This is a genomic window from Variovorax sp. SG517 (assembly GCF_013376045.1).
Lineage (GTDB): Bacteria > Pseudomonadota > Gammaproteobacteria > Burkholderiales > Burkholderiaceae_C > Variovorax.
The window spans coordinates 361,585-374,578 of record NZ_JABMJG010000006.1 but is presented as its reverse complement, the minus strand read 5'-3'; the positions used below and the strand labels follow the sequence as shown (position 1 = coordinate 374,578).

The 12,994-nt window shown below is 67.3% G+C and carries 15 protein-coding genes; 3 read left to right on the top strand and 12 right to left on the bottom strand.

Annotated elements, in window-relative coordinates; all coding sequences use genetic code 11:
- Positions 1-134: 134 nt before the first annotated feature.
- The 3 genes from FHT32_RS20405 to FHT32_RS20395 all read right to left on the bottom strand — a co-directional run bounded on the left by FHT32_RS20405 (position 135) and on the right by FHT32_RS20395 (position 1,794).
- Positions 135-944, bottom strand: coding sequence for a polysaccharide deacetylase family protein (locus FHT32_RS20405; RefSeq protein WP_218088315.1), 810 nt, complete (start codon positions 942-944; stop codon positions 135-137).
- Between the two features lie 108 nt (positions 945-1,052).
- Positions 1,053-1,325 (bottom strand): hypothetical protein, encoded by a 273-nt coding sequence (locus FHT32_RS35445; protein ID WP_176666409.1) that lies wholly within the window; start codon positions 1,323-1,325, stop codon positions 1,053-1,055.
- 136 nt (positions 1,326-1,461) lie between these two features.
- Positions 1,462-1,794 carry an SDR family oxidoreductase gene (locus FHT32_RS20395; protein ID WP_256099079.1) on the bottom strand — a complete coding sequence of 111 codons (333 nt, stop codon included), beginning with the start codon at positions 1,792-1,794 and terminating at the stop codon, positions 1,462-1,464.
- Positions 1,795-2,165: 371 nt separating this feature from the next.
- Between FHT32_RS20395 and FHT32_RS20390 the strand changes: the two genes are divergently transcribed.
- Together FHT32_RS20390 and FHT32_RS20385 are read left to right on the top strand one after the other, a co-directional pair.
- Positions 2,166-2,510, top strand: a complete 345-nt coding sequence (locus FHT32_RS20390) for a hypothetical protein (protein ID WP_176666407.1) — start codon at positions 2,166-2,168, stop codon at positions 2,508-2,510.
- 56 nt (positions 2,511-2,566) lie between these two features.
- Complete coding sequence (locus FHT32_RS20385) at positions 2,567-3,349, top strand: exodeoxyribonuclease III (RefSeq protein WP_176666406.1); 783 nt, start codon at positions 2,567-2,569, stop codon at positions 3,347-3,349.
- Positions 3,350-3,483: 134 nt separating this feature from the next.
- Here FHT32_RS20385 and ligD read toward each other — a convergent pair whose 3' ends face one another.
- Both ligD and FHT32_RS20375 read right to left on the bottom strand, forming a co-directional pair.
- A complete protein-coding gene (gene ligD, locus FHT32_RS20380; protein ID WP_176666405.1) occupies positions 3,484-6,021 on the bottom strand; it encodes a DNA ligase D in 2,538 nt (845 codons plus the stop codon).
- A gap of 31 nt (positions 6,022-6,052) precedes the next feature.
- Positions 6,053-6,991, bottom strand: a complete 939-nt coding sequence (locus FHT32_RS20375) for a Ku protein (RefSeq protein ID WP_176666404.1) — start codon at positions 6,989-6,991, stop codon at positions 6,053-6,055.
- Positions 6,992-7,099: 108 nt separating this feature from the next.
- Here FHT32_RS20375 and FHT32_RS20370 point away from each other — a divergent pair, with 108 nt between their 5' ends.
- Positions 7,100-7,381: a hypothetical protein gene (locus FHT32_RS20370; RefSeq protein ID WP_176666403.1), complete on the top strand. Its 282-nt coding sequence runs from the start codon at positions 7,100-7,102 to the stop codon at positions 7,379-7,381.
- On the opposite strand, the gene FHT32_RS20365 is transcribed toward FHT32_RS20370, so the two are convergent.
- Genes FHT32_RS20365 through FHT32_RS20335 form a run of 7 tightly spaced genes read right to left on the bottom strand, consistent with a single transcriptional unit; the run spans position 7,342 to position 12,986 of the window.
- On the bottom strand, positions 7,342-7,944 hold the full coding sequence (locus tag FHT32_RS20365) for a nuclear transport factor 2 family protein (RefSeq protein WP_371132209.1): 603 nt from the start codon (positions 7,942-7,944) through the stop codon (positions 7,342-7,344). The two genes, FHT32_RS20370 and FHT32_RS20365, sit on opposite strands and share 40 nt — an antisense overlap.
- 24 nt (positions 7,945-7,968) lie before the next feature.
- On the bottom strand, positions 7,969-8,253 hold the full coding sequence (locus FHT32_RS20360; RefSeq protein ID WP_176666402.1) for an SMP-30/gluconolactonase/LRE family protein: 285 nt from the start codon (positions 8,251-8,253) through the stop codon (positions 7,969-7,971).
- Positions 8,237-9,031, bottom strand: a complete 795-nt coding sequence (locus FHT32_RS20355; protein ID WP_176666401.1) for an SMP-30/gluconolactonase/LRE family protein — start codon at positions 9,029-9,031, stop codon at positions 8,237-8,239. Before FHT32_RS20355 ends, FHT32_RS20360 begins: the two co-directional genes overlap by 17 nt.
- A gap of 23 nt (positions 9,032-9,054) precedes the next feature.
- Positions 9,055-9,945, bottom strand: coding sequence for an alpha/beta fold hydrolase (locus FHT32_RS20350; protein WP_176666400.1), 891 nt, complete (start codon positions 9,943-9,945; stop codon positions 9,055-9,057).
- Positions 9,942-10,757 carry a shikimate dehydrogenase gene (locus FHT32_RS20345; protein WP_176666399.1) on the bottom strand — a complete coding sequence of 272 codons (816 nt, stop codon included), beginning with the start codon at positions 10,755-10,757 and terminating at the stop codon, positions 9,942-9,944. Before FHT32_RS20345 ends, FHT32_RS20350 begins: the two co-directional genes overlap by 4 nt.
- Positions 10,744-11,562 carry a sugar phosphate isomerase/epimerase gene (locus FHT32_RS20340; protein ID WP_176666398.1) on the bottom strand — a complete coding sequence of 273 codons (819 nt, stop codon included), beginning with the start codon at positions 11,560-11,562 and terminating at the stop codon, positions 10,744-10,746. Before FHT32_RS20340 ends, FHT32_RS20345 begins: the two co-directional genes overlap by 14 nt.
- Positions 11,559-12,986, bottom strand: a complete 1,428-nt coding sequence (locus tag FHT32_RS20335) for an FAD-dependent oxidoreductase (protein WP_176666397.1) — start codon at positions 12,984-12,986, stop codon at positions 11,559-11,561. Before FHT32_RS20335 ends, FHT32_RS20340 begins: the two co-directional genes overlap by 4 nt.
- Positions 12,987-12,994: the final 8 nt, after the last annotated feature.

The following is a 12,994-nucleotide window of genomic DNA, read 5'->3' as shown; positions in this document are numbered from 1 at the left end:
CAACTGCTAAGGACGAGACGTGCCCCGACTGGTCGAGGGACGGGGGCGGGATGAAATGCGTTCATTACTTGCCCGAAAGAAGGGGCTCATATCGCGCTGCGCCTGCGAGGTCGTGGCCGCCGCGTCTGACCCGATCAGATGGCCTTGACCGGCACATCAGGCAGACTCAACGCCAGTTCCGCGATCCGGTCCTTGCGCATGAACACCACGCCTGGGTGCTGCTTCGCATAGCGCAGGAAATCGCCCAGAACCTTCACGCGCGCTGGCGTGCCGCCGATGCGGTCGTGGGTCGACATCGACATCATTCGGCGTCGGTGGGCGGCTTCCTCGTAGAGCTGGTCGAATTCGTCCTTGAGCTCTTGACCGAAAGCCGAGGCCGTGAGCGGGCCTTCGGCGCCCCAGCGCGCGATGTCGTTGTTGCGCAGGGTGTAGGGAACGATGGCGAAGGGCTTGCCGTTCACCCTTGTGGTCAAAGGCGTCACTGGACAGATCATTGATGCGGTACGTGAAGCCCAGGTCCTGCAACACACCCAACGTCCGGGGCGTGCCACGCAGCCAGAAGGCATTGAAGCCGACCGGACGCATGCCCGTGGCCTGTCGATCGCCGCGATGTTGGCAGCGTAGGAGGCGCGCTCCTCGGCTTCGGTCAACGTCCAGTGCGGTGTCCAGGTCTGGCCGTGAGCGGCGGCTTCATGCCGGCGCGCCACGATCTCGCGCGCCAATGCCGGATTGCGCTCGACCGCCTGTCCCGTCATGTGCAAGGTGATTTGCAGGCCATGCGCATCCCACAGGTCGAGCATGCGAGGGATGCCTTCGCGCACGCCATAGTCGAACCAGGTGCGCGCCGGGAGGTCGGGCACGTTCTCGGCGAGTGGCGGAAATGGCACGCCGTTGTCGTGTTCGCCTTGTGCGCCGGCTTCGAACTGCATGGAGACGAACACCACCAGGCGGATTCCGTCGGGCCAGAAACTGCGCCGGGGTGCATGAAATGTGGACGTATCAATCTTTCGTGGAATGGAATGAGAAGAGAAGAAGACAAGGGGTCTCGTCTTTCAGTGGACGGCGGTCACCAGCTCGACCACCTGCCCCTCTGGAATCGCGATGAAGAACTGACGCACGCCCCTTCCAGGCACGTTCGCTTCGTGGTACGACCAGGCACAATCCTTCAGCCGCTGGCGGATTGCCCGCGCATCGGCGATCCGGAAAGCCACGTGATCCACCACGCCGGCGCCCGGAGCGCGCAGGGCACCTACCTGCGCCGCAGGCCCGCGATTGTCCCGGCGCAGCGCGAGGTGTACGAGGGCCTGCGCCCCCGCGTAGAGCACCAGCCGGGGAAGCGAAATGCCGGACGAGGCCCGATGCGCAGGCCGACTACGTCCGTCAGGAACGAGAGCGTCGTCTGCGCGTTCCGCACAACGAGCAGCACATGATCAAGCCGGGGATGCGCCGCGGACGCCATGCTCAGGCCACCAGCGCGCCACTGTCGATGTCGATCACCGCGCCCGTGAGCGCTCGCGCCTGCATCGCAAACAGGTAGCCCGCGGCGGTATCGTCTTCGTCGGCCGCGAAGCCCACGGGCAGCGTACCGTCGAGCCTCGCGAACATCGCGGTCCTACTGGCGTCGTCCATCAGCCGCCAGCTCGGCGTATTCACCGGACCAGGGCTGATGGCGTAGACACGCACGGGAGCGAGCTCGCGTGCCAACTGCCGGGCGGCGGCTTCCAGCGCCGCATGACGGCGGTCTTCACGACCGCATGAGGCGAAGGCTTGCGCGCCAGGACGCCGGAAGATCAATGGGCTCGCATCCCAATTCGTCCGAGCAACGGCAAGAAAGTCGAGAAGGCTCTGACCTTGGCCGGGACGTGGGACCGACCGGGATGGCAGACACGGGGCGTCGAAGGGGGCGCACGCGTCCTGCGCATGTCAGCCAAGCCGTTTTTCCAGGCCGGCGATTCCAGGTCACCGCATTACGCAGCCGAGCTGAAAGCCGCTCTTCGTGGCGATCGGCAATCCGGCCACGGAACCGGTGGGCTCATGAACCATGTTGCTGTCGGGCCGAGGAGAACCGCATGACGGCGCATTCGGGCGAACCTTGGCGGCGGCGGACTACAAGCGACTTTGGGCAGACCTTTAGATTCACCGCGCAACACCACTGAAGGAAACCGATGGCCGAAGAAGTCAACCACGCTGCTTTCATTGACTGGTTGACGGCGGAAGCCGCCGCCTACACGGCCATCCATCAGCTTCACCAGCGCACGCAGGGCGGACGCCGGGGCATTCCGAACCACGGCATCGAGCAGATTGCCAGGCTGCGCAAGGAGGCAGACCTTCGGTTCGCCGGCTTGGCGAAGACGTTGGGCGCGACATTGCCACAGCCCGCAACGGTCGTGCCAGTGCGGCGCGAGCACAGGTCGCGACCGGCCTTCGAGCTTCTCTCGCGCGTGCCTGTCGAACGGTCGAGGACCACCTCGGACGGCGCCTGCGCTCCTGTCCAGCGATCGGCGGGATAGAGGGCGCGCGATTTCGCGCCTGTTCGCCCCGCCATTCCGTCTCTTGGTTGGGCCTGATGAAGATCGCAACATTCAACATCAACGGCATCAACAGCCGCCTCGCACGCCTGCTCGAGTGGCTGGCCGAGACGAAGCCCGATGTCGCATGCCTGCAGGAACTCAAGAGTCCCGATGGCAACCTGCCCATCGATGCGATCCAGGGTGCGGGCTACGGCATCGTCGCACTCGGGCAGCGCGCCTGGAATGGGGTCGCCATCCTTGCGCGCGGAAAAACGCCGATCGACATCGGACGCGGCGTGCCGGGCATGGAAGCCGACACGCAGAGCCGCTACATCGAGGCGGTGGTCGACGGCGTGCTGATCGGCTGCCTCTATCTTCCCAACGGCAATCCGCAGCCGGGGCCGAAGTTCGACTACAAGCTGCAGTGGTTCGAGGCCTTCAACAGACATGCGGAGAAACTCTTCGCTAGCGGCATGCCCGTCGTGTTGGCCGGTGACTACAACGTCGTGCCGACCGATGCCGACATCTACAACCCGGCCTCATGGCGCGACGACGCGCTGCTGCAACCCGAAAGCCGGGCGGCGTTCGCACAGCTTCTCAAGCAAGGCTGGACCGACGCGATCCGCACGTGCCATCCCGAGCGCGCACCGTTCACCTTCTGGACGTACTGGCGCAACCGCTATCCACGCGACGCCGGGCTTCGCATCGACCATTTGCTGCTGAACGCGGAACTCGCACCGATGCTTCGCAATGCTGGCGTGGACCGCGACGTGCGCGGGCGCACCGGTGCGAGCGACCATGCGCCGGCCTGGATCGAACTCGACATGCCAAAAGCGTAGACAAACGCGCCTGCATCGGCGTGGTCCTCGGCAGCACGCAGGCTACGCTGGTGGGGCTCTGGCCAGAAGGGCGAACCTACCGCCGGACAGAAGCGCCGTCGGCCTCGCGGCGCAAGGCGCGGCGATGGGCCTGCTTACTTCCTGTACCCGAGCCGCTTCATCGCTTCAGCGAGCGGCTGGCGCTTCTTCCAATAGCCCTTCCAAGGATCCTCCGCCCGAAAGGAAAGGTACTCGCGCGCGGTTTGGATGTTCCACTGCGAACCGCTCTTGAGCTGCCCCAGATCGTCCCAGGCCACGGGCATCGAGACACCGAGCCCGGGCCTGGCCCGCGCGGAGAACGCTGCCGCCGTCGTCGCGCCATGGCCGTTGCGCAGATAGTCGACGAAGAGCTTGCCGACGCGATTGCTCGGCCCGCTCTTGGCCACGAAGCGTGCCGGGATCGTTCGTGCCAGGTGCTGGACGATGGCCTGCGAGAAACCCTTGACGGTCTCGTAGTCGTAGCGCGGTGCCAGCGGCACGACGACGTGCAGGCCCTTGCCGCCGCTGGTCTTGAGCCAGGCCTGCAGCCCCAGGGCGTCGAGCATGGCGCGCACCAGCGTTGCCGCCTCCTGCACGTGCTCCCAGGTCGTTCCTTCGCCGGGGTCCAGGTCGAACACCATCCTGTCCGGCCTGTCGATGTTCTTCGCGGTGGAATTCCACGTATGGAACTCGATGACATTCATCTGCGCCGCGCCTGCCAGCGCCTGGGCGCTGCCGATCTCCAGCAGCGCCGCATGGCCCGGCCACAGGTCTTCAGGCAGCTCGGTGATGCCGGGAATGCCGATCTTCTCGCCGTGCTTCTGGAAGAACAGTTCCCCGCCCACCCCCGAGGGACCGCGCACGAGCGAGCACGGCCGCCCCTTCAGATGCGGCAGGATGAACTGCGCGACGGACTCGTAGTAGCGCACCAGGTCCAGCTTGGTGGCGCCGGTGGCCGCGTCGATCACGCGCTCGCCATGGCTCACCTTGACGGAGGCCACCGCCGATCCGTCAATCTTTCGACCGGGCGGTGCGGCGGATGTCCCGAACTGCCGGGGCCGCTCGCGAACGATGACCTTCGCGGGCTTGTCGTCGCGCAGTCCGATGAAGGACGCGTGCCGGATCTGGTCGTCAGGGGTCCACTCGGCGAAGCTCACCTCCGCCAGCAGCCGGGGCTTCACCCAACGCTCGCTGCCCGCCTTGCGCCTGGACCAGCGGCCCGGCCTGGGGTCGCCCTTGTCGAACGGGGACGTCGCCGCGGCCAGCGGCAGCAGCCTCTGCTTGAGCTCGCTGGCCTCCTCGCTGCTCCAGCCGGTGCCGACACTCCCCACGGACACCAGCTTGCCGCGGTCATCGTGGATGCCCAGCAGGAGGCTCCCGACCTGATCGGTGCGGTCCGTCCGGTCGGTGTAACCGCAGATCACGAACTCCTGGCGAAGCTTGCACTTGAGCTTGAGCCAGGTTTCGCTGCGCCGGGAAACATACGGTGCATCGGCGCGCTTGGCGATCACGCCTTCCATCTGCATCTGGCAAGCGGAGCGCAGCAGCGATGCGGGATCGGCTTCGAAGTTGTCGCTGAAGCGCACGTGGTCGGTGGCTTTTTCCGCGAGGAAGTCCCGCAGCAGCTGTCGGCGCTGCGACAGGGGGAGCTCGCGCAGGTCGTGCCCTTCGAAGAAAGGCACGTCGAAGACAAAGAACACGATGTGCTCGGCACCCTGGCCCCGGTCAAAGGCGTTCTGCAGCGCATTGAAATCCGGCGCACCGTTGTCGCCGAGCACGACGATCTCGCCGTCCAGGAAGCTCGCATGAAGGCCCAGCCCGGCGAGCTCCTGCACCAGCGTCGGCATGCGCGCCGACCAGTCGTGACCGCCGCGGGTGATGAGCGCGACCTTGCGCTTGTCGAATCGGGCCATCAACCGGTAGCCGTCGAACTTGATCTCGAAGAGCCATTCGCCACCTGCAGGCACGCCCGCGACGAGGGTTGCCAGCTGCGGCTTGATCTCGGCGGGAAGCGCGCTCTTGCGCGCCGGCCTGGGGGGGGCGGGGGCCTTGCCGGCGCGTTTCGCTCCAGGCGCAGCCGCCTCGCGACCGGGCGACTTGAGGGGCCTGGCGATGACGCTGTCCGGCAGGGCCGTGATCACGTCGTACTCGGCATGGGGGCGGGCGAAGGCATCCTTCTTCTTGAACAGGATCCAGGGCTCCTGGCGCTCACCACCCTTGGCGATCTTCACGAGTTCCCACAGACCTTCGAGCTTCTGGCCGTGCAGCCGGAACACCAGCTTCCCGGCGGCCAGGCCCGCGCGGGGATCGCCCACCGGCTCCCACGTGCCGTTGTCCCAGACGATGACGGTTCCCGCGCCGTACTGCTTGGGCGGGATCGTGCCTTCGAACGAGGAATAGGAGATCGGATGGTCTTCCACGTGGATGGCCATCCGCTTTTCCTTCGGATCGAAGCTCGGCCCCTTGGGCACGGCCCAGGACACCATCACCCCGTCGAGCTCGAGCCTGAAGTCGTAGTGCAGCCGCGAGGCGGCATGCTTTTGCACCACGAAGGTGAGCGCGTGCGGGCTGGGTCGGCCACCATCGGCGGGCTCCGCGGTGACGGCGAAGTTCCGCTTGGCCTTGTACGTGGACAGCGCATCGCTCTTGGCCATCGGGCGTCCTTCGCAGGGGCGGAGTGCGTGCTCAAGCCGCCTTTCGGGTGGGAGTCGCCGCCTTCTTCGAAGCCGCCTTCGAAGCGGTCTTCCGCGCGGTGCCGCCCGACTTGCCTGCCGCCTTGGCAGTGCGCTTCCGCGCGGCGGGAGCGTCGGCCTTGGAGACCTTGCCACCCTTGAGACTGCGCTGGAGCAGCTCGGTCAGGTCGATCACGTTCGAGCTGTCCTCGGGCGCTTCTTCCTCGGGCTCGATCACGGTCTCGGTGTCGCCGGCCTTGACCTTCTTCTGGACGATCTTCATGACGGCGCTCTTGAACTCGTCCTTGAAGTCCTCCGGGTTCCATTTGCCCGACATGCTGTCGACCAGCTGCTCGGCCATCTTCATCTCCGCCGCGCTCACCTTGGCGCCCTTCATCCCCGCGGCAGGCAGATCGAGGCCTTCGAGCGTCTTGACCTCATCGCCCCATCGCAGCAGGTTCAGCACCATCGCCTTGCCGGAGGGCACCAGCACGGCCAGATGTTGCTTGGTGGCGATCACCACCTTGGCCAGGCCGACCTTGCCGGTCTTCAGGAGCACCTCTCGCAGCAGCGCGTAGACCTTCTGGCCCTTGTTGATCGGCGCGACGTAGTAGGGGCGTTCCAGATAAAGGAAGGGGAGCTCCTGCGCGTCGATGAAGCGCTGGATCTCAATCGTCTGGGTGGTGCGCGGGTAGACGGCTTCGATTTCCTCGGGCGAGATCACCACGTACTTGCCGTCCTCGTACTCGAAGCCCTTGACGATGTTGTCCTTGTCGATCTCCCGGCCAGTCCTCTTGTTGACCCGCTTGTAGCCGACAGGGTCCATGCTGCGCTTGTCCAGCCAGTCGAAATCGATGCCTTGCTCGACGCTTGCAGTGTGCAGGCCCACCGGGATGTGGACGAGTCCGAAAGTGATGGCGCCTTTCCAGAGGGTTCTGCTGCCAGTGGCCATGTCGAGTTCCTTTCGAGCCGCACGGGAGATGTAGCAAGTGAGATCGGCGTGCCGAAACCACCTCGAAACCTCGACTTTTCCGGATCGGGCCTCTGGTCCTTGTGGGACATGAGCGAACCCGGAGGGCAGATAAGTGCCAGTGCCATCGGCATTCGCCGCCGACGACGTATCCGGTGGCCGCGCACCCTGGCCACGCTGCCCGGCGGCGACATGGTTTTCTCGTCAAGTGCGTTGAAAGAGCAATTCGCAGGTTCGTTCAAGAGCGGCGAGGAGCGCTACGACCTTTGGCACCTGCCGGTCGCCGGCATGCTTCATCTCCAGTTCGCCGCGCTTTCCACGCCAGAACACCACTACCTCTCCTGGTCCAGCCACGCCTGGCCGCGCGCATAGAGTGCCTCGACCTCCGCTCCCTGCAGCTGCGGCATGTCGCGTTTCACGGCATAGCCGATCTGGGTCTGGACATAAGCCAGGTGACGATAGCCCGCAGGAAAGGCAGCCAGGCGGTCCGTGTCGAGTTGCAGCGGCACGGCGGGGTCGACGGGGTCGATGCGGCCTTTCTCGTAGATGGGCTGGCGCACGACCAGACCCCAGCGGCCATCGCGCTTCTCGAGGAAATCGTAGAAGCGCCCCGTGCACACCACGTCGCAAAGCACGCCCTGAACCTCTGCGCGCGGCGAGATCGTCATTTTGGTCTGCGCGATGGCGCGCTCGCCCGCCAAATCGATCGACGTGCCGCCGAGGAAATGCAGGATGCTCACGCCCTTGGCCATCCCCTCCTGGGTGACCCGGATGAACTCGCGCGCAGGCCCCTGGAACCACGTCGCGTGCATGTAGCCATCGTCGTGCCACACGGTGGCGAAGCGCTTCCAGTCGCCGGCATCGCGCCATACGGCCCAGTTCTCGACGAGCTCGCGGATTGCGAGCTTGTCGCTCCATGCATCGGTCATGTCCATGTTCCTGTTCGACTTCAAAAAAACTCAACGCGGCGGCAGCGAGCCGGTCTTGCCGGTGCGCAAGCGATAGACCTTGCCTGCGCCGACGGTGGCGACATACAGCGTGCCCGCCTCCGGCCCCCGCCCGAATCCCAGGTTGACCGGGCTTTCGTTGTGGGGCAGCGCCAGGCGCGCGGCCAGCACGCCGGCCGGCGTCATCACATAGATGCCGGGTCCCGATGCGGCACTGGGCAGCGCGAGGTAGACGTTGCCTTCGTTGTCGGTGGCCATCCCGTCGACGCAGCCTGACTTCTCAAGATCGAGCAGCACGCGCGCCGCTCCCCGGCCGGCCAGACTCATCGAGGGGGTACGCGACGAGGCCGCCCGCTCCGGTACGGTCGAGCGCCGCCTTCCCCTGCTCGCCGAGCGCATTCGTACCAGGGTCGCACAGGCCCACGTAAAGGGTTCGCTGATCGGGCGAGAGCTCGACGCCGTTCATCTTCGAGTTGTCGCCGAGGATGCGCGTGAGCGGCCGCAGCCCCTTGGCGCCGGGCTCGGGCGGATCGATCCTGTAGACGGCGTTGATGCGCTGCTCGATCGTCTCGGGGCCGAAGAGGCGCAAGTCCGAGAAATAAATGCGGCCCGCGCGATCGATCGCCACGTCGTTGGGCGCGTTGAACTGGCGGTTCTCGTGGAAGTACGCGACAACGCGATAGGCGCCGGTGCGCAAGTCGGTGATGGAGACGCGGCGCCCGCCGTAATCGGCGCCCTCGGCGGTGACCATCCGGTCCTGCGCGTCGATGGCCAGGCCGGCGGCCATGTTGCTGGGCTCGCGGAAGATGCGCGGCCTGCCGCCGGGCGGTACGACCCAGATGCGGCCACCCTGCACGCCGCCCGCGTCGGAGCAGCCGACCGAACGCGTGATCTCGGTGAAATACGCGCTGCCATCCGAGGCGCTCGCGATGCCTTCCATCACACCGCAGCCTCCCGAGTGAACGAGTTCGAAGCTCGGCGCGGGGAAGAACTCCTGCTGTCGCGCCGGTGTTGGCACTTCGGCGTGGCTTTGCAGGACGCACAGCAGCGCCGCAAGGATCATCGGCAGTCGCATGGCTCGGTCTCTCCTTTCGATCGTCAGGCGTGACGCTGCAGAAACGGCAGCACGTGCACCAGCACCTCGTCGGGTGCTTCTTCCGCCATCAGGTGGCCGCAGTCGATGGCCGCGCCCTCCACATGGTCGGCCCATTGGCGCCAGATCTCCACGGGGTCGGGCCGCGCGGTGTTCGATGCGCTCCACAGCACCTGCAGCGGACAGGCGATCCGTCGGTCGGCGGAGAGGTCTTCGTTGTCGTGGCGAAGATCGATCGACGCAGCAGCTCGGTAGTCCTCGATCATTGCGTGGCGCACCGACGCCTTGGCGAACGCACGGTGGTATTCGGCGAGCGCCTGGGGCGTGACCGCGTCGAACCTGAGCACCGCACAGCGCAGCGACCAGTCGAGAAAGTACGCGGGATCCGCGTCCAGCAAGCGCTCGGGCAGGTCGAACGGCTGCGCGAACAGATACCAGTGAAACGCCTTGAGCCCGAAGTCCATGTTCGCGCGGCGCCACATCACCTCGGTCGGCACCACCGTGAGCGAGGTGAAGGCACTGACCACGCCGGGCTGGTCGAGGCACAGCCGGTAGCCCACGCGTGCGCCGCGGTCGTGGCCGACGATGGCGAAGCGATCGAAGCCCAGCGTCTTCATGAGCCCGACCTGGTCCCCGCCCAGGGTGCGCTTGCAGTGATGGATGTGCAACGGATCGCCGCCGGGCCCGGTGCTGTCGCCGTAGCCGCGCAGGTCGGGCGCAACGACCGTGAAATGCCGGGCGAGTGCGGGCGCGACGCGGTGCCACGCCACATGCGTCTGCGGATAGCCGTGCAGCAGCAGCAAGGGCGGGCCGCTGCCGCCGACCTCGGCGTGGATCGTGGCGTCGCCAAGCTCGGCGCGATGGACCTCGAAGCCGGGGAAGAACGGCGCGCTCATGGCTGCGCCTCGCCGAAGAAGAAGTCGGCCATCGCCTCGAGCTGCTCGTTCATCATGTGCCGGCCGTGGACGATGCGCGCGCCGCGCGCCTGCGCCTCCAGGAGCAAAGGCGTGGTGGCGGGCTCCATGATGACCTCCGCGACCGTCTGGCCGGCCTGGATCGCCGAGAGTGCGAAAGGCAAGGCATCGCCTGGCTTCATGCCCATGGGCGTCGCGTTGACGACGAGATCGCGAGGGCTTGCCGCGTCCCAACGGCCCGCCGCATGTCCGAGCGCGCGCAGGCGCTCGACCAGCTCCGCGCACTTTGCGGCATCAACGTCGTGCACGTGGATCGACGCCGCACCCGCCGCCGCCAGGGCCAGCCCGATCGCGCTGCCTGCGCCCCCCGCACCGGCCATCCCCACGCTGCGCCCCTTCACGTGGAAGCTGTTGCGCGCGAGCCCTGCGACGAACCCCGCGCCGTCGAGCAGGTCACCCTGCCAGCCGCCGCTGGTGCGGCGAAGGACGTTCACCGCCTGTGCCTGCCTTGCCGAGGGCATCAGCTCGATCGACAGACCAGCCACGCGCTGCTTGTGCGGCACCGTGACGACGATGCCCTCGACGTTGTGCACCGCATGCAGCGCGCTCAGCAACGCCGCGACCCCGTTGCCGTGCACATGCAGCGGCACCAACACCGCGTTGATGCCCCGCGCCTGCAGCAAGCGCGTCAACGGCAGGGGTGCCTTCACCTGCGCAATGGGGTCGCCGATGATGCCCAGGACGGTCGTTTGGCCGTCCAGTCGCAGTCCGCCGAGGGTGTCATTCGTGGTCATGGCCATGTCCTTGCAAGAAATCCCGGGTGGCACGGCACGCCGCCGCCGCGCGCGCATGCACGTCCAGCGTGGCCATGCGGATGGCGCTCGGCGCCTCGATCGAGAGGATGGCGTCGTCGTTCAAGTGCGCCAGCAGGCGGTGCACGGGCAGCTCGCCCTCCCCAGGGAACAGGCGGTGCGCACGGCCTTCCTCGGCGGGCGACAGGCCGGGGTGGCGGCGCGCGAGCGCATCGTTGACCTGCATGAAATCGCGATCGATGTACGGGCCGGACATCTCGTCGGGCACGCCGCCCGCGCGAAAAAAATGCAGCGCGTCGACGAGCACGCGAACCGCAGGGAAGCCCGAGGCGACGGCGAGCTCACGCGCGATGCGCAGCGAGCGTGCCGCCGTGTAGATCATGAACTCGAGGCCCAGCATGAGGCCGTGCGACTGGGCGCGGGCGGCCAATGCCCCGATGTTGTCCGCCGCGCGAACCAGGTCCGGATCGTCCACGTTGACCATGAGCCTGCGCGCGCCCAGCCGCTGGGCCGAGGCGAGCACGCCCGACAGCGCCTGCACGTCGAAGTCCGGCCTGATCCGCACGATCTCGATGTCGTGCACCGTCATGCCCAGGTCGCGCACGCGTGCGAGCGTCTCGCGCAGCATCGGCCCGCCCTCCTCCATCGGGAACGGCGCCTCGCCGGGTCGCGCGGGCTGAAGGCGGATGCCGACCCCGCGCAAGCCCGCCGCATGCGCGGCCTCGACCAGCAGCGGCGGAGACGCATCGAGCATGCCCAGGTGCGCGAGCGAGAGACGGAACTTCATGCTGTCACCGGCACGCTGGCCTCGCGCAGCGGCACGCCCTGTGCGCGCAGCAGGGACTGCAGCCGCGTCACATCCACGTCGCGCGGCAGCACGCCGCTATCGGCCGCCAGCGCCGCCGCCGTGCCGGCCGCCTGGCCCGTGAGCCAGCACTGAGGGATCTCGCGCAGGAAGCCATGGGAGTTGGTGTCGCAGGCGATGTGCTTGCCGGCCGCAAGCACACCGTCGAGCGACGCGGGTACCAGCGCGCCGTAGGGCACGGAGATCGATGGAAAGCGCGGCGACGGGCTCGGGCTGATGCCGATCTCGTCGGGCTCCACCGCGCCGGCATCCCACGCGCTGCGCAGCACGCGCTTCACACCCACCAGGCGCCGGCCATGGCGGGTGCCGATCTGCGGCGCCATCAGCATGACCCACGCCTTCTCGAAGCCCGGGGCATGCGCCCTATAGAAAGCCAGGTGCTCGTTCATGCTCTGGCGCGACTCCCATTCGACCTGCGTCATCTCGTCCACGTCGAGCGCGCTGTAGCCTGCCTTGCGCGGCCCGAGGAAGGTGGCGACGTCGGGGCGCCACGAGACGATCGGCTTCTCGAAGCTGCCCAGCGCTTCGCGCCCGCGCGCCATGAAGGCCGAGAAGGCCTCCGGTTCGCCTGCCCTGAAGTCGAGCCAGCGCTGCATATCCACCCCTGCGAACAGCCATGAGGTATTGATGCAATGGTGGATGTCGTGCGCGTCGATGTCTGATTCGAAGGCCGCGCCCGCCGCCGCGTAGAGATCCCCCTCGCCGGTGGTATCCACCACCACGTTCGCCAGGATCGCGCGACGGCCCTGCTTGCTCTCGAAGATCGCGCCCTTCACGCGGCCCGTCTCCTGGATCGGCGCGGCCATCCAGGCATGCAGGATCAGGTCGACGCCCGCCTCGCGGACCATCTGGTGGTACACGCCCTTGAGCATCTCGGGGTCGATGGTCGGCGAATGCGTGACCACGCCATGGAAGGCGGCCGTGCGCAGGCCCCAATACGCGGCGGCGTCGGGGTCCTGCGAGCCCCATTCGTCGCGCGGCGGGCCGGCCACGGCCTCGGCACCCATGCGCGCCATGAACTCCGCGGCGAGCCCCTGGATGACATGCTGGCCCTGCCAGTCGCTCATGCGGTCGATCCAGATCACGAGGCCGCCCGTCGAGAGGCCGCCCAGGTGGTTGTAGCGCTCCAGCAGCACCACGCGCGCACCGTTGCGCGCGGCCGCCACGGCAGCGGCCACCCCCGACGGCCCGCCGCCCAGGACGAGCACGTCGCACTCCGTGTGCACGGGCACGTCACGCGCGGGCTCACTGACATGGCCGCCGGGTACGCGCTGCCGGCGCTGGCTCTGGCGAGCATTGACGTCGGAGCGAAAGAAATAGCGTTCTTCGGAGGTGAGGGTTCCCATCGCGGGCT